Annotated in this window: 16 protein-coding genes; 10 read left to right on the top strand and 6 right to left on the bottom strand. The window is 61.2% G+C overall.

Features of this window, described 5'->3' with window-relative positions; genetic code table 11:
- Window positions 1-3 precede the first annotated feature (3 nt).
- Window positions 4-1590 carry a RimK family ATP-grasp domain-containing protein gene (locus tag QRN38_RS12315; RefSeq protein ID WP_057419360.1) on the bottom strand — a complete coding sequence of 529 codons (1587 nt, stop codon included), beginning with the start codon at window positions 1588-1590 and terminating at the stop codon, window positions 4-6.
- Window positions 1591-1683: 93 nt separating this feature from the next.
- Between QRN38_RS12315 and QRN38_RS12310 the strand changes: the two genes are divergently transcribed.
- Both QRN38_RS12310 and QRN38_RS12305 read left to right on the top strand, forming a co-directional pair.
- Window positions 1684-2802, top strand: coding sequence for a GNAT family N-acetyltransferase/peptidase C39 family protein (locus QRN38_RS12310; protein ID WP_007243953.1), 1119 nt, complete (start codon window positions 1684-1686; stop codon window positions 2800-2802).
- 41 nt (window positions 2803-2843) lie between these two features.
- Window positions 2844-3743, top strand: coding sequence for a polysaccharide deacetylase family protein (locus QRN38_RS12305; protein ID WP_007243952.1), 900 nt, complete (start codon window positions 2844-2846; stop codon window positions 3741-3743).
- A gap of 7 nt (window positions 3744-3750) precedes the next feature.
- Here the strand turns inward: QRN38_RS12305 and QRN38_RS12300 are convergent, their stop codons facing one another.
- The 4 genes from QRN38_RS12300 to QRN38_RS12285 form a co-directional block, all read right to left on the bottom strand.
- Window positions 3751-5010 (bottom strand): metal-dependent hydrolase family protein, encoded by a 1260-nt coding sequence (locus tag QRN38_RS12300; RefSeq protein ID WP_007243951.1) that lies wholly within the window; start codon window positions 5008-5010, stop codon window positions 3751-3753.
- On the bottom strand, window positions 5007-6329 hold the full coding sequence (locus QRN38_RS12295) for an MFS transporter (RefSeq protein WP_057418205.1): 1323 nt from the start codon (window positions 6327-6329) through the stop codon (window positions 5007-5009). Before QRN38_RS12295 ends, QRN38_RS12300 begins: the two co-directional genes overlap by 4 nt.
- A gap of 189 nt (window positions 6330-6518) precedes the next feature.
- Window positions 6519-7415, bottom strand: a complete 897-nt coding sequence (locus tag QRN38_RS12290; RefSeq protein WP_054069244.1) for a LysR substrate-binding domain-containing protein — start codon at window positions 7413-7415, stop codon at window positions 6519-6521.
- A 24-nt stretch (window positions 7416-7439) separates the two neighbouring features.
- Window positions 7440-8345 (bottom strand): LysR substrate-binding domain-containing protein, encoded by a 906-nt coding sequence (locus QRN38_RS12285; RefSeq protein WP_007243948.1) that lies wholly within the window; start codon window positions 8343-8345, stop codon window positions 7440-7442.
- 154 nt (window positions 8346-8499) lie between these two features.
- On the opposite strand from QRN38_RS12285, the gene ydiJ reads away from it, so the two are divergent.
- On the top strand, window positions 8500-11547 hold the full coding sequence (gene ydiJ / locus QRN38_RS12280; RefSeq protein WP_285362416.1) for a D-2-hydroxyglutarate dehydrogenase YdiJ: 3048 nt from the start codon (window positions 8500-8502) through the stop codon (window positions 11545-11547).
- Between the two features lie 78 nt (window positions 11548-11625).
- On the opposite strand, the gene yghX is transcribed toward ydiJ, so the two are convergent.
- The gene (gene yghX / locus QRN38_RS12275; RefSeq protein ID WP_057418189.1) at window positions 11626-12513 is read right to left on the bottom strand and encodes a YghX family hydrolase; all 888 of its coding nucleotides are present in this window, start codon (window positions 12511-12513) and stop codon (window positions 11626-11628) included.
- Window positions 12514-12694: 181 nt separating this feature from the next.
- Here yghX and QRN38_RS12270 point away from each other — a divergent pair, with 181 nt between their 5' ends.
- The 7 genes from QRN38_RS12270 to QRN38_RS12240 all read left to right on the top strand — a co-directional run bounded on the left by QRN38_RS12270 (window position 12695) and on the right by QRN38_RS12240 (window position 20568).
- A complete protein-coding gene (locus QRN38_RS12270; RefSeq protein ID WP_057416868.1) occupies window positions 12695-13786 on the top strand; it encodes a diguanylate cyclase in 1092 nt (363 codons plus the stop codon).
- Window positions 13787-13893: 107 nt separating this feature from the next.
- On the top strand, window positions 13894-14844 hold the full coding sequence (locus tag QRN38_RS12265) for a LysR family transcriptional regulator (RefSeq protein WP_057418348.1): 951 nt from the start codon (window positions 13894-13896) through the stop codon (window positions 14842-14844).
- Window positions 14845-15206: 362 nt separating this feature from the next.
- On the top strand, window positions 15207-16667 hold the full coding sequence (locus QRN38_RS12260; protein ID WP_057418349.1) for an NAD(P)-binding domain-containing protein: 1461 nt from the start codon (window positions 15207-15209) through the stop codon (window positions 16665-16667).
- Window positions 16664-17638 carry an ABC transporter permease gene (locus QRN38_RS12255; protein WP_057416866.1) on the top strand — a complete coding sequence of 325 codons (975 nt, stop codon included), beginning with the start codon at window positions 16664-16666 and terminating at the stop codon, window positions 17636-17638. The genes QRN38_RS12260 and QRN38_RS12255 overlap by 4 nt, the downstream gene beginning before the upstream one ends.
- Window positions 17635-18555 (top strand): ABC transporter permease, encoded by a 921-nt coding sequence (locus tag QRN38_RS12250; RefSeq protein WP_024668132.1) that lies wholly within the window; start codon window positions 17635-17637, stop codon window positions 18553-18555. The genes QRN38_RS12255 and QRN38_RS12250 overlap by 4 nt, the downstream gene beginning before the upstream one ends.
- Window positions 18552-19565 (top strand): ABC transporter ATP-binding protein, encoded by a 1014-nt coding sequence (locus QRN38_RS12245; protein ID WP_057418350.1) that lies wholly within the window; start codon window positions 18552-18554, stop codon window positions 19563-19565. The genes QRN38_RS12250 and QRN38_RS12245 overlap by 4 nt, the downstream gene beginning before the upstream one ends.
- Window positions 19555-20568 carry an ABC transporter ATP-binding protein gene (locus QRN38_RS12240; RefSeq protein ID WP_057418351.1) on the top strand — a complete coding sequence of 338 codons (1014 nt, stop codon included), beginning with the start codon at window positions 19555-19557 and terminating at the stop codon, window positions 20566-20568. Before QRN38_RS12245 ends, QRN38_RS12240 begins: the two co-directional genes overlap by 11 nt.
- The last annotated feature ends 45 nt before the right edge of the window (window positions 20569-20613 follow it).

Below are 20613 nucleotides of genomic sequence, written 5' to 3'. Positions count from 1 at the left end.
GCGTCACCATGCCTGGCCGAGGCGTTTGAGCTCCAGGCGGCGAACGAACTCTTCCAGCACCAGGCTGTACAGGTCGTCCTGTAAGTAAGCGTCTTCGATACCGGCATCCAGATTCGGGTTGTCGTTGACCTCGATCACCACCACCTGCTCGCCGGACTGTTTCAAGTCCACCCCGTAAAGCCCGTCACCAATCAGGTTGGCGGTCTTGAGCGCCAGTTCAACCACCGCGCGGGGTGCTTCATGCACTGCTAGCGTGCGGCATTCGCCAATCACTTCGGCGCCAATGGCCTTGTGGTTGTAGATCTGCCAGTGGCCCTTGGACATGAAGTACTGGCAAGCGAAGATCGGTTTGCGATTGAGAATGCCGATGCGCCAGTCGTATTCGGTGTAGAAAAACTCCTGCGCCAGTAGCAAGACTGAATGCTCGAACAATTGGGTGGTGGCGGTGTGCATCTCCTCGGCCGTGCTGACCTTGATCACGCCTCTGGAAAAACAACCGTCAGGGATTTTCAGTACCAACGGGAAGCCCAATCGTTTCGCAACGTGTTGCAGCTCCTCGGGGCGGTCCTTGTAGAGGATTTCGGTACGCGGCATGCCCAGGTCATGGCTTTTCAGCAGGTCGGTCAGGTACACCTTGTTGGTGCAGCGCAGAATCGAGGTGGGATCATCCATGACCACCAAGCCTTCGCTTTCGGCTTTTTTGGCAAACCGGTAGGTGTGGTTGTCGACGCTGGTGGTTTCGCGAATCAACAGCGCGTCGTATTCGGCCAGACGGGCGTAGTCTTTCTTTTCAATCAGCTCGACATCGATGCCCAGACGCTGACCGACGCGAATGAAGTTAGCCAGCGCCTGGGCATTGGAGGGCGGCAGTTGTTCCTGCGGGTCGTGAAGAATCGCCAGGTCATAGCGTGCCAAGCGGCGAGAGCTGGGTTGTCGCCAGATCTTGCGGCTGAAACCGTCCAGCGCACTGGCAAACTCGTCCTGCTGATCATCGCGCAAACGGGGCAGGGCGCCGGCCTTGACACCGGCGATGTGCCAAGTGTCGCGCTTGCGAAACTCGACCATGAGGATCGGGCAGGGAAACGCCTCAAACAGCTGGCGGGCCAGGTCTTTCAGCGGTTCAAGTGTGGTCTGGCCGAAATACAGCGTCAGGGTAAAACCTTCGGTGTTGTCATAGGGGTGATCCTCAAGTGCGGTCTCCAGCAACTTGTCCAGGTCATCGAGTGCCAGGCCGTAGAGTGATTTTCGGGTCAACTCGCTGATGGTTTTAACCGAAGGGATTACAGTATGCTGGCGCGCTTCGGCCAGCAGCGAACAGTAATAACCGTGGCCCAGGTATTTGTAGTTGCGGCACAGGTTGATGACGTGCACACGCTTGCCGGGCGCGGCTTTCAGCGGTTTTTCCAGATAGTCCTGAGCGCTGATAAAATCTTCGCAGGGGAAGTAAGATGCCCAGTCTTCAAGCCGCTCGACAATAATCACCAGTTGCCGCTGCGTTGCAAAGGGCGTCGTGGGGTCTGCACGTTTGGTTGTTGCCGAACGTGCAAGTTGCGCCGATACTTCATTCATCTTCACCTGTGCCGCTGACATGTGTAATCGATCCGATGGGAAACAAGTCCTTTCTATTAAGCATGTGCTTTTTGAAATGTCCCGTTTCGTTACACAACTTTTACGGCGGTGCAGATGGACTTTATATTTCGTGATGCCGTGGCAGACGATGTCGAGGCGTTGCTGGTTCTGGAGAATGAGTGTTTTGAAGGCGACCGGCTGACGCCGCGCAGTTTTCACTGGATGATTCGCCGCGCCAATGCGTGCCTGATCGTTGCCGAGCACGCTGGCCAGCTAACCGGCTACGCACTGGTGCTGTTTCATCGTGGCACTTCGCTGGGGCGTCTGTATTCGCTGGCGATTGCCGACTCCGCCAGAGGCCAGGGGCTGGGCAGGCAGTTATTGCAGCGCGCCGAACAGCAGGCCGTGGAGCGCGATTGCGCCTACCTGCGGCTGGAAGTGCGCCCCGATAACGTGGCAGCCATCGCGCTTTACGAACGCAGCGGGTATCGCCGCTTCGCTCAGGTTGACGATTATTATCAGGACCATGCCCCGGCGCTGCGTTACGAGAAACGTATCGTCGAGCACGCCCGGCAAGACAGCCGTCCGGTGCCTTACTACCAGCAGACGCTGGATTTCACCTGCGGCCCGGCCTGCCTGTTAATGGCCATGAAATCCCTGCAACCCGAGCGTTCCATGAGTCGGGCCGAAGAGTTGCAGATATGGCGTGAAGCGACCACGGTGTTCATGACTTCCGGCCACGGCGGCTGCAGCCCGCAAGGGTTGGCGCTGGCGGCGTGGCGACGGGGTTTTGCCGCTGACCTGCTGGTCTCGGTGTCTGGTCCGCTATTTCTCGGCGGCGTGCGCAGCGAGCAGAAAAAGCAGGTGATTCGCCTGGTTCACGAGCAGTTCTGTCGCGAACTGGCAGACTCCAGCGTGCAGACACTGCCCAACCGCTCGCTGCACCTGCCACGCCTGCTGGCCGAAGGCGGCAGGCCGTTGGTGCTGATCAGCAGCTATCGTCTGACACGCTCCAAGGCCCCGCACTGGGTGATGGTGACCGGCTGCGACAGCGATTTTGTCTACCTGCATGATCCCGATATCGATCACAGCCTGCACCGTCAGGCAATCGACTGCCAGCACATGCCCGTGAGCCATGCCGACTTCAACCGCATGAGCTGTTTTGGTGCCGACAAATTGCGCGCCGCAGTGATTGTGTTTGCTGCGCGGGTGGATGATCATGCGCCGGTTTGAAAAGCCGCTCAAGCCGTTCACTCAAAGGATCCGGCATCCCGATGAAACCCGTCTTCACCACCCTGTGGATGCTCGGCATCACCTTCAGCCTGACGGCCTGCATCAGTGCGCCGGTCCCGCTGACGGCAGCCACTACCGAGAAGTTGCGTCAGCAGCCGCCGGTTCGCTTTTTGCTGACCTTCGACGATGGCCCGAGCGCCTCGACATTTTACAACCCGACCATCACGGTGCTCGACAGCCTGGCGGACAACCCGCTTGAACCGAACATCAAGGCACTGTTTTTCGTGCAAACCGGTGCGACGGGGGCGGGCAACAGTGATCAGGGGCGGGCGATCATGCAGCGTCAGCATGCAGAAGGTCATCTGCTGGGTTTCCATTCGGCAACGCCGCACCACACCAACCACCGCTCGCTGACCGATGAGGAACTGGAGCAATCGTTGACCCAGGGCTGCGCCATTCTGGCTTCGATCACCGGTGCACCGACGCTCTTGCTGCGGCCGCCATTCTGGAACTACGACAAACGTACATTCAGCGCCTATCAGCGGCACGATCTGCGGGTGTTGCTGACCGACCTGAGCGCCAATGACGGCAAGATATGGGGTTACAATTTCAGCCTGCGCCGCCGCTCGAACATGGTCAGCCAGCTGTCCCAGGTGCGCGAACGTATCGCCGCCGGAGAACTGCCCGCAGTGGATGGCGTGGTTCCGGTGGTGGTGACCTTTCATGACCTGAACCGCTATACCGCGCGCCATGCGCGGGAGTATCTGCAGATTCTGGTCGACAGCGCCCACCAGACCGGTGTGCGGCTGGCGAAAAAACCGTTCTACGACGACACCGCGCAATTGCAGCGCGCAGCCCTGGCGCGCACGGTCAAGGACGATGCGCAACCCGTGCAGCTACCCGGCGTGTGGAACTGGATCTGGGACCACAACGCCGACTGACGGCTGATCAGGCCAGGGTGTTCTTGTGCACATGACCACCCTGAACAATCATCGCCAACTGCTCGCCCTGGCCCACCAGGCAGCTGATATCGCTCAGCGGGTCGCCGTCCACCACCAGCAGGTCGGCAATTGCACCGGCCGCGATGCACCCCAATTCACCTTCGCGTTGAAGTATCTGCGCGGCAACAATGGTTGCACTGCGCAGCGCCGCCAGGTTACCCAGCAACTCCGCACGAATCTTCAGTTCATGGGTCTGGTATTCGTGCATTTCGCCCAAAAGATCAGAGCCATAGCCCATCGGCACGCCCGCTTCGGCGAACAGTAACAGCGCGTTGCGCCCGGCCTGACGCACGTCCTCGATCTTGGCCACGGAGTCGGCAGGCAGGCCAAAGCGTTCGCCGTATTCTGCGAGCATTTCGTAGGTCACCTGAGTCGGCACCGCAAACGCGCCTTTTTCGGCCATCAGCCGAGCCGTGTCGGCGTCCACCAGATTGCCGTGCTCGATGGTCCGTACGCCGCACTCGATGGCGCGTCTAATGGCTCGGGCAGTGTAGGCATGGGCCATGACGTAGGTGTTGGCTGCGGCCGCTTCATCGACGATTGCGCGGATTTCGGCCTCGCTGTACTGGGTATTGGCAATCGGATCGGTCGGTGAAGAAACGCCGCCCGAGGCCATGATCTTGATCTGGTTGGCACCCTGTTGCAGCTCTTCGCGCACCGCCAGGCGCACATTATCGACGCCGTCCACCACGCGGGCGATGGCTCCGGCGCGGAAGCAGCACGAGCACGGTTCGTTGAGCAACAGTTCGCCGCGTGCGCGCATGTCGCCATGCCCGCCGGTCTGCGACAGTGCCTTGCCGGAGGCAAATATTCTTGGTCCGGGAATCAGGCCCATCTGGATCGAACGTGCCAGCGCCCAGTCGGCTCCTCCGGCGTCGCGCACAGTGGTGAAACCACGATTGAGCATTGCGGCCAGAATCGGCAAGGCGCGGTACATGATGATCGCGTTGGGTTGCAACGCGTTCATGCCCAGGTTGGCGTTGGACGCCAGCACATGCACATGGCAGTCGATCAGGCCGGGCATCAGGGTTCTGCCGCCCAGATCGATAACCTGCGCATCTGCCGGGGCAGCTTCACCCTCGGCACGCACTGCTACGATCCGTTCGCCCTCGATCACGACTTCCTGCCCCGGGATCAATCGCCCCTGTTGCAGGTCCAGCAGACGGCCGTTGCGCAAAATCAGGCGGGGGTTATCAGCGGTACTCATGGGTAGGCTCCAGACAAAGGATGATGGCCAGCAGGCGCGCGGTCACGGTAAAGCAACGCGCCGATGCCGCTGACGACGGCGGCAAACATGATGTAGAAGGCCGGTGCCAGGTTGCTGCCGGTCGAGGCAATCAGCCAGGTGATGGTGAAGGTGGCGAAACCGCCGAAGAGTGTTACGGCAAAGTTGTAGGCCACCGATAGCCCGGTGGACAGCACGTGGGTCGGCAGCAACTCACCAAAGGCGGCGAGAATCGAGCCGATATAACCGGAGATCAGCAGGCCGAGCACCAGTTCGAAGATCAGCAGTGAAAACAGCCCCGGCATCTGGTTGATGAACAGAAACATCGGGTAAGCACTGAAAAAAATGGCCACCGCCGAGCCCAGCAACCACGGACGATGCCCGCTACGGTCAGCCAAAGCGCCGACAATCGGTGTGACGATGATCAACACCGCGCCGCCCATCATGCCGGCGCTGAAGCCCATCCATGACGGCAAGCCAAGCACGCGCTGGGCATAGGAGGGGATGTAGAACAGCACCGCGTACGTGCAGACGGTCCACAGCACCACCAGCGAAAAACTGATCAGGGTCTGGCGCGGGTAGGTCTTGATCACTTCGCGCAAAGGGGATTCAACAGGCCTGGCTGCCTCGTACGCCGGGCTTTCATCGACCCGGCTGCGGATGTAAAAGCCCACCGGACCGATCAACGTGCCAATCAGGAACGGCACGCGCCAGCCCCAGCTCTCAAGCTGCGCCTGAGTCAGGTAACTCGACAGGACCGCGCCCAGCGCAGAGCCAAGCAGCACGGCGACACCGATGCTGGCCTGAATCCAGCTGGAGTAGAAGGCTTTCTTGCCCGCTGGCGCGTGCTCGGTCAGAAACGCCGTGGCGCTGCCCATTTCGCCCCCCGCAGAGAAGCCTTGCAGCAGTCGCGCGAAGACAATCAGCACCGGAGCCAGGTAGCCGATCTGCGCGAAACTCGGCGTCAGGCCGATGATCAGCGTGCCCAGCGCCATGAGCAGGATGGTCAGTGATAACGCCGCCTTGCGACCGCGCTTGTCGCTGTAGATGCCCAACACGATGCCGCCCACCGGGCGCATGAAGAAACCGACACCGAAGGTCGCCAATGCCAACAGGTAGGAGGTCAGCTCGCTGCCGGTGGGGAAGAACACCTTGGCGATGATCACCGAAAAAAAGCTGTAGACCGTGAAGTCGAACCATTCCAGGCCATTGCCGATGACGGTGGCGATGACCGCCCGACGGGCTTTTTGATGATGGGTCTGGTCATGGCGGCGTGAGGCGGAGTGTTGTGTAGTGCTCACTGTTAGCTCCTGCATGCGATACACGCAGGGAAGCCCCCTGCAATGGCTGCATTGATAAAGGGGCAGAATGGTTGGGTGCAGCGCAATCAGGTCTTGTGCCCGTTTGCGTCGAGAGTAGGCGCTGGCCGGACTTTGAGAAAACGCTCATTACGCAGGTTTGCATGTGCTGAGCGCATGCAGGATTTGAGTTTATGGGGCTATTTCGTCGCTCAGCCATTTCTCGAAAGCCCGCGCTGCGCGTCGGGGCATCTTGCCGCTGGGGGTCAGCAGGTAATAGCCACCGACTGCGCCGACGCTTGTGCCACAGGCAGGCACCAGCGCACCGGATTGCACATGGCGATCAATCATCGGCTGCCAGCCGAGCACGATGCCATGCCCGGCGACCGCCAGGTCCACCAGCACCGGGTAGAGGTTGACGGTCATGCGCTGGCGTATCAGCGACGCATCGACCCCAAGGCGGGCGAACCAGTCGCCCCAGGACAGCCACTGACGCTGCCCGTCTTCGAGCATCAGCAGGCAATGGTCCAGCAGTTGTGCGGGCTCCAGCACCTGACCTTTCAGATAGCCAGGCGAGCAATAAGCGTTGACCGATTCGGCGAACAGCAAACGACTGTCCAGGCCTGCCGGCGAGGTTTCGCGCAGGAAATACAGCGCCAGGTCGAATTCGGCGCGGATCAATGAATCCAGCCCGTCGACCACCCGCAAACGGATGTCCACCGCCGGGAATGCATCACGATAACGTCCCAAAAGCGGACCGAGCCACAGGGCGGCCACGCCACTGGAGCAGGCCAGGGTCAATTGTTGCTCGCCGCTGTGGGTGATGACTTGCGCGGTGGCTTCTGCGCACAGGGTCAGCATGCGTTGAATCTGCTCGGCGTAGATCTGCCCGGCGACGGTCAGGTGAATGCGTTTGTGCGCACGGCGAAATAACGCCCGGCCAAGAAACTCCTCCAGTTGCGCCACCTGCCGACTGATTGCACTTTGCGTCAGGTTCAACTCGGTGGCGGCGCGGGTAAAACTGCCGTGGCGCACAGCGGCTTCGAAAGCGATCAGGTTTTGCAGCGGCGGCAGGGGTTCGATACGCACGGTGGCTCCTGTTGCGGGCAGGTTTTACAAAGGGTCGGGAAAGGGCGTCGACAGCAGCCAGTCTCTGAACACGCACAACGACGGCAGATTCTGAAAGCGCGTGGCATAGGCCAGATAATAATTGCGTCCGCTGTCCAGCGGCTCGAACAGGGTGACCAGCTCACCGCTGCTGAGCTCGTCCTGCACCAGAATACGCGGCACCAGGGCAATGCCGATCCCGGCGGCTACGGCCTGAATCAGGTGCGAGGTCAACTCGAAGCTCGGGCCGGGACGCATGATGTGGTGGGCCAGTTGATTGCTGTCAAACCAGTCCGACCAGGCATTGGGCCGCGACACCACGCTTAGCAACGACTGCTGGGCAACTTGCGCCGGGGTCATCGATTGATAGCCCGCAAGCGCGGCGGGGCTGGCGATGACCACCAGTTTTTCGCTGACCAGCGGGTGCGCGATATAACCCGGCCAGTTACCGTGGCCCGCACAGATGATTGCGTTCATTTCGCTGGCCGCCGGTGTGAGGTCGGCATGCACGATGCGCGAGTGAATGTGCACCACGTAGCCTGTATGTCGGGTGTAAAAGTCATTCATGCGCGGCAGCAACCACTTGGAGCCAAACGTCGGCAGTACCGCCAGATGCAGCGTACCGCCTTCGGCCTTGTGCGCAATGGTTTGCAGGGTTGCACTGCGGATACGGCCGAGGGCGGCGGCCAGTTCGTGCTGATACAGCGCACCAGCGGTGGTCAGTTCGATGCGTCTGCCGTCCCGTTTGAACAGCTCGACCTGCAGTTGCGCCTCCAGTGCCTGCACCTGGCGGCTGACCGCGCTCTGGGTCAGGGCCAGTTCTTCGGCGGCTTTGGTAAAGCTGCCATGCCGTGCGGCGGCCTCGAAAGCCAGCAGCAGTGACATGGAGGGCGTCAGTCTTCGCGTGTTCATTCATAAAACTCATGGAAAAACGGCAGGTTTTACGTTTGCACTGAAGCATGACAGGCGGGAGAATCCCTGTAACCGTTGATGACGCCATGCATTCGAGCGTTTCAAAGCATACGTGCTTTGCATATAAAACGCCTAGCCAGCCAGGAAGACCACCATGATTGCCCTGTTGAAGCCGACCACCGAGCAGGTGGGCCACTACGACCGTTTCCTCAATGCTTTGACGGAGGGTGGCTTTCGCGGCGAGATCGCCAGGGACCACGGGGCGCGCACGGTGCTGGCTACCGACAACTCCATCTATCAGCGCCTGCCACAGGCGGCGGTGTTCCCGCTGGACAGCCACGATGTGGCGATCGTCGCCCGGCTGGCAGCACGGCCCGAGCACAAACAGGTGGTGCTCACCCCTCGGGGCGGTGGCACCGGCACCAATGGCCAGTCACTGACCGATGGCGTAGTGGTCGATCTGTCGCGGCACATGAACAACATCCTCGAAATCAACGTCGAAGAGCGCTGGGTGCGGGTGCAGACCGGCGTGGTCAAGGACCAGCTCAACGCAGCGTTGAAGCCGCACGGGCTGTTTTTCGCGCCGGAACTGTCGACCTCCAACCGCGCCACAGTGGGCGGCATGATCAACACCGACGCCAGCGGGCAGGGCAGTTGCACTTACGGCAAAACCCGTGACCACGTGCTGGACCTGACGACCGTGTTGCTGGGGGGGTCGTACGTTCACAGCCAGGCGATGGGCGCCGAGCAGTTGACCCGCGAGCAGGCGCGCGTTGACCGGGCCGGTGATGTGTACCGCTGCGCGCAGCAGATTGCCGATACTCAGGCGCAACTGATCAAGGATATCTTCCCGCCGCTCAACCGTTGCCTGACCGGCTACGACCTGGCGCACCTGCGTGAGGAAGACGGGCGTTTCAACCTCAACAGTGTGCTGTGCGGTTCCGAAGGGTCGCTGGGGTTTATCGTCGAAGCCCGGCTCAACGTGCTGCCGATTCCCAGGCATTCGATTCTGGTCAACGTGCGTTACGCAGGCTTCATGGACGCTCTGCGCGACGCCAAGGCATTGATGGCGCACAAGCCGCTGTCCATCGAAACCGTCGACTCCAAAGTGCTGATGCTGGCGATGCAGGACATCGTCTGGCACGGCGTGGCTGAATATTTCCCGCAGGACCCCGCGACGCCGACGCTGGGCATCAACCTGATCGAGTTCAGTGGAGATGAACTGGAGGAAGTGGAGCAGCGCGTTCATTCGTTTGTCGCGCATCTGCAAACAGACACATCTGTGGTGCGCCTTGGCCACACGCTGGCGACCGGCAGCGCTGCCGTGAGCCGCGTCTACACCATGCGCAAACGCTCGGTGGGCTTGCTCGGCAACGTCAAGGGCGAAGCGCGGCCGCAGCCGTTTGTGGAAGACACCGCCGTGCCGCCGGAAAATCTGGCTGACTACATTCAGGAGTTTCGCGCGTTGCTGGACAGCTACGGCCTGCAATACGGCATGTTCGGCCATGTGGATGCGGGCGTGCTGCACGTGCGGCCGATTCTGGACATGAAAGACCCGGCGCAGGCGGCACTGATTCGCCCGATTTCCGACGCCGTCGCCGCATTGACCAAGCGTTATGGCGGCCTGCTGTGGGGCGAGCATGGCAAGGGCCTGCGTTCGCAATACGTGCCCGAGTATTTCGGCGAGCTGTACCCCGCGTTACAAGCGCTCAAGGCTGCCTGCGACCCGTTCAACCAGCTCAATCCCGGCAAGATCGCCACGCCTGCGACGGTGCCCGATGCGCGTCTGACGCAGGTGGATGAAGTGACGCTGCGTGGCGACCTGGACCGCACGATCGACGAGCGTGTGTGGCAGAGCTACGACAGCGCGCTGCATTGCAACGGCAATGGGGCCTGTTACAACTACGACACCGACGACGCCATGTGCCCGTCGTGGAAAGCCACCCGCGACCGCATTCACTCCCCCAAGGGCCGCGCCTCGCTGGTGCGAGAGTGGCTGCGCCTGCAAGGCGAGCAGGACGTGAATGTGCTGACCGCCAGCGCCAGAGCGCGAACTGCCAACGTGCTGAAAAGCCTGGCCGAGCGCACCGTCAACAGCGTGGCCAGAGTGGCGGGGCAGAAGGATTTCTCCCACGAAGTCTATGACGCCATGGCCGGCTGCCTGGCCTGCAAGTCTTGCGCGGGGCAATGCCCGGTCAAGGTCAACGTGCCCGAGTTTCGTTCGCGTTTTCTGGAGCTGTACCACAGCCGCTACCTGCGCCCGATCAAGGATTACCTGATCGGCTCACTGGAATTCAGCATTCCGCACCTGGCGCGCTTTCCGAAGTTGTACAACGCGGTCATGGGCGCAAAACCGGTGCGTTACCTGCTTGAGCACGTGGCCGGGATGGTCGACAGTCCATTGCTGAGCCTGATGGACTTTCGTGCCGCCTGCGCACGCTGGAATGTCGGCATCGCCACACCGCAGCGGCTGGCCGCGCTGACTGATCAGGAGCGCAAGCGCACGGTGGTGCTGGTGCAGGACGCGTTTACCCGCTATTTCGAAACGCCGCTGGCCGTCGACTGGCTGGAGCTGATCTCGCGCTTGGGTTATCAGGTCTATCTCGCGCCGTTTGCGCCCAATGGCAAGCCGTTGCAGGTGCAGGGCTTTCTGGCCGCGTTTGAAAAAGCCGCCAGCTTCAACAGCCAGTCGCTGGGCAAGCTTGCCGGGTACGGCATTCCGCTGATCGGGCTCGACCCGGCCATGACGCTGGTTTATCGCCAGGAGTACAGTAAGACGCTGGGCGAGGAAAACGTGCCGACCGTCCTGCTGCCGCAGGAATGGCTGGCGACCGGGCTTGAGACGCAGAGCGACGTTCAGTCTGGCGAGACGTATTACTTCCTGCCGCACTGCACCGAAAAGACCAACGAGCCGGGCAGCGTCAGCCTCTGGCAGAAAGCCTTCGCCCGTGCAGGCCTCAAGCTGGAAGTGCTGGCCAGCGGCTGCTGCGGTATGTCCGGCACCTATGGACACGAAACCCGAAACGCGAAAACCAGCGACACCATCTACAGCCAGTCCTGGCAACCGCTGGTGGCGCGTCACGGCGGCGAAGGCCGACTGCTCGCCGACGGCTATTCATGCCGCAGCCAGGTCAAACGCCAGGATGGCAAGGTCGTGCAGCATCCGTTGCAGGTGCTGCTGGAGCAGGTGCAGGTGCGGTAACCAGGACACGGAGCGTCCAGAACGGCATGCGACGCGGAGCGTCGCACGATAGTCGTCATGGTGAGATTATTCCAGCTCTCACACCAGGTACTTGTTGAACCACCCCAGCGTCCGCTCCCAGGCCAGTTTGGCGGCGGCTTCGTCGTAGCGCGGCGTCGAGTCGTTGTGGAAGCCGTGGTTGGCACCTGGGTAAATGTACGTTTCGTACGTCGTGCCTGCCGCTATCAATGCTTTCTCGTACGCTGGCCAACCTTCGTTGATGCGCGTGTCCAGTTCGCCGTAGTGGATCATCACCGGCGCCTTGATCTTCACCACGTCCTCAGCATTGGGCTGGCGTCCGTAGAACGACACCGCCGCGCCCAGCTCCGGGTAGGCGACTGCCGCTGCGTTGGTCACCCCGCCGCCATAGCAGAAGCCGGTTATGCCGACCTTGCCGGTGGTTGCGTCATGCTTCATCAGCCACTCGATGGCGGCAAAAAAATCATTCATGAGCTTTTCCGGGTCTACCTTCTGTTGCAACTCACGGCCCTTGTCGTCGTTGCCCGGATAGCCGCCCACCGAGGACAGCCCGTCCGGAGCCAGTGCGATGAACCCGGCCTTGGCGACGCGGCGGGCCACATCTTCGATGTAGGGGTTCAAACCACGATTCTCGTGCGCCACGACAATGGCTGGCACCTTGCCGGTGGCCTTGGCCGGACGTACCAGGTAGCCGCGAACCTGACCATGCCCTTTGGGCGATGGATAAGACACGTATTCGGCAATGATGTCCGGGTCGGTGAACTCGATCTGTGTGGCCAGCGCATAATCGGGGCTCAGCGAGGCAAGTAGCGCGCCTGCGGTCAGCCCCCCCAGCGAGAACAGCGCTGCACGGTCAAGAAACTCGCGCCGGTTGATCTTGCCGTGTGCGTAGTAGTCGTAAAGCTCAAGCAGTTCAGGCGCAAAGTCTTTCGCGGTGAGACGTTCCATCGGCGTGCTTCCTCAGGGATTGGTAGGGCCTGGCAGGGTGATCGACAGTCCGTATTAAAGCAGCCGCGGGCAGCCTTGACATCTGCTCTGAACTCGTCAGCTCGTTGATTAAATTGTGAGTCGATGTATCAAGCGGTACAGACCATTGCCGACAATTGTTCATGAATTCGTTTCGATACTCATGGTCATACCCAACCCGCACCTTCGAGAAAACGTGATGATGACCCTCCAGGCAGAAGACCGCTCCCAGTTGTTCAAGGACACGGCTGCCCAGTTCTGGACACACATCACACCGATGGTCTATCTCGCTCTCGGGATCCACTGCGTGCTGCTGGCGGTGTTCATCACGCTGGACATAACGATCCTCTGGGCAGCGAACATCTTCAGCATACTTGCCTATTGCAACTGTCTTTACCTGATTCGCAGACGCCGCTACCGGCAGACGGGCCAGTTGATGAGTTTCGAGATCATCGCCCATGCGGTACTGGCAACCTGGGTACTGGGGTGGGAAAGCAACTTCAGCTTCTACCTGTTCTGCGTGATCCCGATTATTGCATTCACCTTCCAACTGGTTACCGTCAAGCGTGTGGTGTTCAGTGCCGCGGTACTTTTGGCGGCAGCAGGGTGCTTTACGTTTCGTCGCCACATGGGGCAAGGATCCAGCTTGAGTAGCGAAATGCTGGAGGTGTTTGGCGTCGTCAACATTCTTGCCGCAACCGTTCTGGCGATCTACGCCACGGCTCTGTCAGTGCGTTTTACATCGTCCATGCAACTGAGCCTGTATCACATTGCCAATCGTGACAGCCTCACCAACCTTTTTACCCGCAGACGGGTGCTGCACCGCGTGCGTCAGTTGGAGTCGCGTCGCCAGGGGCTGTCGGCCTCGATAATCCTGCTCGACATCGATCATTTCAAACAGATCAATGACCTGCACGGTCATGAAACAGGCGATGTGGTGCTGCAACGAGTGGCTGAGGTCATCAGTTCAAGCGTGCGCAGCAGTGACATGGCTGCACGCTGGGGTGGCGAGGAGTTTTTGATCCTCATGCCCGATACAGCACTGAGCGACGGGCTGCAAGTGGCTGACCGCATATGGCTGTCCATCCGGGAAAAAGCCGGTCTGATCGACACGCTCGACATTGCTGTAACCGCAACCCTGGCAGTGGTTGCCGTCGGCGAGGGCGAAGCCTTTCAGATCGCCCTCAACCGTGCCGACACCTCGCTTTACCTGGGCAAGCAGCTAGGCCGAAACCGGGTCATGGTCGCTGGGTGAGCCGTCCGTTCACAGCATTCCTCGCGAGCGTGTAGACTTTCGCGCTTTGAGCGGCGGACATCCGTGCGTCGCTCCCTTATCGATTGTGTATTGATCAAGGCATGCTTATGGATCTGCGTCAGCTCGAAGCCTTCGCGGCGGTCATGTCGGCGGGCAGTGTCACTGCCGCCGGGAAAATGCTCGGCCGCTCTCAGCCATCGGTCACTCGGGCCATTCAGGAGCTTGAGCAGGGACTGGGCTTTGCGCTTTTCGAGCGCAGCGGGCCGAAGGTCACGCCTACCCACAAGGCGTTCATGATGTATGGCGAGGTGGAAAGCGCGCTGCTGGGCGTGCGTAATATCCGCCAGCGTGCGCAACACATTGCGCAGGAAGAAAACCATCAGATCAAGCTGGTGGCAATCTCGGCCCTGGCTGCCGGGCTGTTGCCCACGGCCTTGTCCCGGCTGCCCGAGCCGCTGCGCCCGCAGCAGATCCAGTTGCAGAGCATGTCTCCGGAGAATGTGGTTCAGGCGGTTCTGTCGAAGACTATGGATCTGGGGGCTGTAAGCCTGCCGCTGGAGCATCGCGGCCTGCAGATTCACTGGATCGGCGAAGCGTCCTGCGTGGCGGTGTTGCCAGCCGATTCGCCGCTGGCCGCCCATGACGTGCTTTCAATGGAGCTGCTGCGCCAGCAAACGCTGATCACCATGGCCAACCCTTATCGTTTTCGTCGGCGTATCGACAAGGCGTTTCACGATGCCGGCGGCGAGCCACCGCGCATGCTCGATACCAATACCTCGCTGATTGCCATGCAAATGGCCAGAGTGGGGCTGGGCATTGCGCTGGTCGACCCGTTCACCGCCATAGGCGTACCGCTGCAAGACGTAGTGGTCAGGCCGATTGCCTGTTCCATTCCGTTTTTCTTCGGCCTGATTTCAGCTTTCGCCAGCCCGCTATCGGAGGTCGCGAGTGCGCTGGTGGAGGAAATTGCCGTCTGCGCGAAAGTCCTCCTGCCGGAGATGATCATGCACGAAGCCAGTGCTCACGATGCGCTGTTGCAGAGCATTTATGCAGAGTGAGCGCAGCTAAGTTCAGACTATGTAGGAGCGGACCGGGCGACACTTCGCTTGTGTGGGAGCGGACTTGTCCGCGAACTGCCGGGAACCGGCAGCAAAACCGGTGCATACGGTACATCAGGTGCGACCGAGGTAGCCAATTTCAGGGCCGCTGCGCCGCTAACGTTCTAAACACCTCCATAAATTCCATTAAGGAATATCATTATTCTTTTTTGCGCGTTGCGAGAATAAAGAGCGGCTTTTACTATTCGTATTAAGCATTCAATAGCTTTAAGAATTCATTTATTGCGACATTGGAATGATTTTTGAAGTGATTTGAATCAGGCTCGGGCTTTGCGCCTGATCATCTTTCCGGGTACCGATCAATGTCCGATGTAAACGCACCTGCCGGTCTCGCGGCGCTGGAAGCTCGCCTGCAGCAGGATCTGGCGTGGCTGGATCTGCCCGCCAAGCCTTGGGTCAAGCCGAGAACGAACGCCGGGCAGGCTGTGCTCGATGTAGCAATCATTGGCGGCGGCATGGCAGGGCTTGCGCTGGCGGCAGAGCTGCGACATCTGGGCGTGGCGGCGGTGATTTTCGATCAGTCGCCAGCCGGTTTTGAAGGCCCGTGGGCGACCACGGCGCGGATGGAGACTCTGCGTTCGCCGAAACAGTTGACCGGTCCGGCGCTCGGTTTGCCGGCCCTGACCTTTCGCGCCTGGTACGAAGCGCAATTCGGTGCCGACGGCTGGGCAGCGCTGGATAAAATCCCGCGCCTGCAATGGGCCGAGTACCTGCGCTGGTATCGCAAAGCGCTGGCGCTGGATGTGCGCAACGAACACCGGGTAAGCCGCGTCGCGCCGCGAACGGACGGCCTGGTCGAACTGGACATCATGACGCCTGGGCAAACCCGCTTCATGCTGGCGCGCCATGTGGTGCTGGCGACGGGTCGTGATGGTCTGGGCGGCCCCTGGGTGCCGGATTTTGCCCGGCAACTGCCAGATCATCTGTGGACACACTCGGCTGCCGGTTTGCAGGATGACTGGTTCGAAGGCAGGCGCGTCGCGGTGATCGGCGGCGGTGCCTCGGCGATGGACAGCGCTGCCACCGCGCTGGAAGCAGGTGCACAGCGGGTAGATCTGTTGATTCGCCGCGCCGAGCTGCCACGGGTCAACAAAGGCAAGGGCGTCGGCAATCCGGGCATGGTCCACGGCTACTGGCGCCTGCCGGATATCTGGAAATGGCGCATCCGTCACTACCTGAATAGGCAGCAGGTGCCACCCCCACGCGGCAGTACGCTCAGGGTGTCCAACTCGGGCAGGGCGCGCTTTCTGCTCGACAACCCAGTGCTCGCGGTCGAAGCAAACCCGGCGGGCGGGGTCTGGCTGCAAACATCAAAAGCGCGCGTCGAGGCGGATTTTGTGGTGTTCGCCACCGGTTTTCGGACCGACTTCGAGCTGCGCCCGGAATTTGCGCCGTTCTCGTCGCATATTCGTGTCTGGCAGGACCGCTTTGAGGCGCCGGAAGGCGAAGCTGATAGCGAGCTGGAGGTATTGCCAGACCTGGGCAATTGTTTCGAGTTTCAGGAAAAGACCCCCGGCGCCTGTCCGGGCCTGAACCACATCCACTGTTTCAGCTACCCGGCGGCGCTGAGCTATGGTGCGGTGTCGGGGGATATTCCGGCCATCAGCGAAGGCTCCAAACGCCTGGCCCACGCGCTGGTCGGGCTGCTGTTCAACGAGGACATCGCGCTGCATTTTGAATCGATGCGCAGCTATGCCGAGCCAGAGCTGCTGGGCGATGAGTGGGTTGCGAGCGAGCCTGGCACCGAAGAGTTGCGCCCATGATCGGCTGGGCGCTGCGTCGCTTGACCCAGTCGCTGCTGGTCATTTTGCTGATGACGGTGGTGGTGTTCGTCGGCCTGAATGCCATCGGCAACCCGATGGACATTCTGGTCGGTGAAGACCTCAATCAGGCCGAACGCCTGCAAGCCATCGCGCACCTGGGGCTGGACCAGCCGCTGTGGCAGCAATACCTGATCTTTCTCAAAGGCGCCATGCACGGCAATCTGGGCCAGAGTTTCGTTTATCACGAAGACGCCATGCGCCTGATCCTGCAACGCCTGCCCGCCACCTTCGAGCTGGCGTTCAGCGCGCTGTTTCTGGCCGTGGTCATCGGCGTACCGCTGGGGATGTTTGCCGGTATGTACCCCGATCATCCGCTGTCCCGACTGATGATGGCGGCGAGCATCGTCGGCTTTTCGCTGCCGGCGTTCTGGGTGGCGTTGATGATGATCATGCTGTTCTCGATCACGCTCGGCTGGCTGCCAGCCAGCGGTCGCGGCGAAACCCGAGAGTGGCTCGGCGTGCAATGGTCCTGGCTAACCCTCGACGGCTTGCAACACCTGCTGTTGCCTGCGCTGAACCTGGCGCTGTTCAAAATTTCGCTGGTGCTGCGCCTGACCCGGGCGGGCGTGCGCGAGGTCTTGCCGCAGGAGTTCGTCAAGTTCGCCCGCGCCAAAGGCCTGTCGCCGATGCGCGTGATGTGCATGCACGTCATGCGCAACACCATGATCCCGGTGGTGACGGTGCTGGCCATGGAGCTGGGGTCGACCATTGCCTACGCCGTGGTCACCGAAAGCATTTTTGCCTGGCCGGGTGCCGGCAAGCTGATCCTCGACAGCATCAACATGCTCGATCGCCCGGTGGTGGTCGCTTACCTGATGGTGGTCGTGGTGATTTTCGTGGTGCTCAACCTGATCGTTGACGGCCTGTATTACCTGCTGGACCCACGTGTCCGTATCGAGGCATCACGATGAACGTCATCGCAAAGGTCGCGCCTGCCAACACGCTGTTGCAGGCCCAGTCGCCCTGGCGTCGGGTAATGGTCGAATTCATGAGTTCCAGCACCGCGGTGGTCGGTTTGCTGCTGTTGCTGATCATCGTGCTGGTGGCCGCGTTCGCACCGTGGATCGTGGTGCAGAACCCTTACGACCTGATGCAGCTCAACGTGATGGATGCGCGCATGCCGCCCGGCAGCCTCAATATGGACAGCGGCTATTCCTATTGGCTGGGCACCGACGGGCAAGGCCGCGATCTGGTCTCGGCGATTATCTACGGTCTGCGCATCAGCCTGTGGGTCGGCATCGGTTCGGCGTTGATCGCCGCGGTCATCGGCACGTTGCTGGGGCTGGTGTCGGCGTACGCCGGTGGCTGGGTCGATGCCTTGTTGATGCGTCTGGTCGATCTGCTGTTGTCGTTTCCGGTGATTCTGATGGCGCTGATGATTCTCGCCTGGCTGGGCAAGGGGGTCGGCAACGTGATGCTCACCCTGATCCTGCTCGAATGGGCTTATTACGCCCGCACTGCGCGAGGCCAGGCGCTGACTGAAAGCCGCCGCGAATACGTCGATGCGGCGCGCGGGCAGGGCGTTGGTCCGCTGCGCATAGTCATCGGGCACATCCTGCCCAACTGCCTGCCGCCGCTGATCGTGATCGGCGCGTTGCAGATCGCCCGTGCCATCACGCTGGAAGCGACTCTGTCATTTCTCGGCCTGGGCGTGCCGGTGACCGAGCCCTCGCTGGGGCTGCTGATCGCCAACGGCTTTCAGTACATGCTCAGCAATGAATACTGGATCAGCCTGTTTCCGGGGCTGGCTCTGCTGATCACCATCGTCGCGATCAACCTGGTCGGTGACCGTCTGCGCGATGTCCTCAACCCGAGGTTGCAGCGATGAGCCTGCCTGACGTATCGCGCGTGACATCCTCGGTCGAACCGACCCTGGAAGTGCGCGACCTGTGCACCTCGTTTTACACCCGCGCCGGTGTCTTGCCTGCGGTGCGTAATGTCTCGCTGCGCGTGCAGCCGGGACGCATTCTGGGGCTGGTGGGCGAGTCGGGGTCAGGCAAGTCGGTCACCGGGTTCTCGATTCTCGGTCTGGTGGACGAACCGGGGCGCATCAGTGGTGGCCAGGTGCTGTTCAAAGGCCGCGACCTGACAAAACTCTCCACCGAGCAACTGCGCGACATCCAGGGCAATCGGGTGGCGATGATTTTTCAGGACCCGATGATGACCCTCAATCCAGTGTTGCGGGTCGACACGCAAATGATCGAAGCGGTGCGCGCGCACAGTACGCTCGGCAAACGCGAGGCCCGTGAGCATGCCAGCCGCACCCTGGCATTGATGGGCATTGCCAGCCCCGAAGAGCGTCTGCGCGCCTACCCGCATCAGCTGTCCGGCGGCATGCGCCAGCGAGTGGCAATCGCCATTGCGCTGTTGCACGCCCCGGACCTGATCATCGCCGACGAGCCGACCACCGCGCTGGACGTGACCATTCAAGCGCAGATTCTCAGCGAAGTGCAGAAACTGGTGCGCGAACAGGGCACCTCGCTGATCTGGATCACCCATGACCTGTCGGTGGTGGCTGGCCTGGCCGACGACGTGGCGGTGATGTACGCCGGGCGCATTGTCGAGCAAGGCTCGGTCGCTGACGTGCTGGATCGTCCGCAACATCCCTATACACAAGGCCTGATCGACAGCCTGCCGAGCCGCAACAAACGCGGTCAGCGTCTGCGGCAGATTCCCGGCATGGCACCGGACCTGCTGTCGATGCCTGCGGGCTGTGCGTTTGCCGCACGCTGCGCCAAAGCGGCACCGGCGTGCGCGCAAGACCCCGAACCACGCGAGATTCTGCCGGGCCATACGGTTCGCTGCTTTTATCCAGGAGCTGGCGCCGATGTCCAGTAATCAGATTCCCCTCATCGAACTGCATCAGGTCAGCAAGACCTTTGGCAAGCCGGTAGACGAACGTTCTTTTCAAGGCCTGTTGCAGCGCCTGCACCTGGCCCGCCCAAAACCTGTGACCCACGCAGTGGATCGCGTCGATCTGCGCATCCTTCGTGGCGAAGTGGTCGGGCTGGTGGGCGAATCGGGCTGCGGCAAATCGACCCTGGGGCGCATGGTGGCCGGGCTGCTGCCGGTGTCCGCCGGCAGCACCTCTGTGGACGGCAGGCCGCTCGACAGCCTGACCCCACAGGAACGCCGTGCGTTGCGCCTCAAGGTGCAGATGATTTTTCAGGACCCCTCGTCGAGCCTCAATCCGCGCTTGCGGGTCGACCGGATCGTCGGCGAGGGCGCGCTGCTGCATGGCCTGACCGACCGCAAAGGCGCGGATGATTATGTCAGCGCCCAATTGCAACGCGCCGGGCTCAGCCCGCAATTGCGCCAGCGTTACCCGCATCAGTTCAGCGGCGGCCAGCGCCAGCGTATCGGCATCGCCCGTGCGCTGGCGGTGCAGCCGGAACTGCTGGTCTGTGACGAGTCGGTAGCAGCGCTGGACGTGTCGATTCAGGCGCAGATTCTCAACCTGTTCATGGACCTTCGCGATGAGCTGGGCCTGACCTATCTGTTCATCAGCCACGACCTGGGTGTGGTGGAACACCTGTGTGACCGCGTGGTGGTGATGTACCTGGGCCGGGTGGTCGAGACCGCATCGGTCGATGACCTGTTTGCGCGGGCCAATCACCCGTATACCCAGGCGCTGCTGGCGCAGATCCCGCGCTTCGATATTCGCAGCACCCGTTATGACGCGATCAAAGGGGAAATCCCCAGCCCGCTGAACCCGCCTGCCGGGTGTCATTTCCACCCTCGCTGCCCGCGCGCTATGGCGCGCTGCCGTGAGGAAGCTCCAGCGCTGAGGGAGGTTTCGCCGAACCACCAGAGCGCGTGTCACCTAAATGATCAGAGCTGAACGACCAAAGCTGAACGAGCACCTCAAACTCGTCAATTTTTCGCC

The sequence above is a fragment of the Pseudomonas sp. CFBP2511 genome (genome assembly GCF_030209255.1).
Lineage (GTDB): Bacteria > Pseudomonadota > Gammaproteobacteria > Pseudomonadales > Pseudomonadaceae > Aquipseudomonas > Aquipseudomonas avellanae.
Note: the sequence above shows the minus strand (reverse complement) of the source record. Positions and strands in the feature narration are given on the sequence as shown.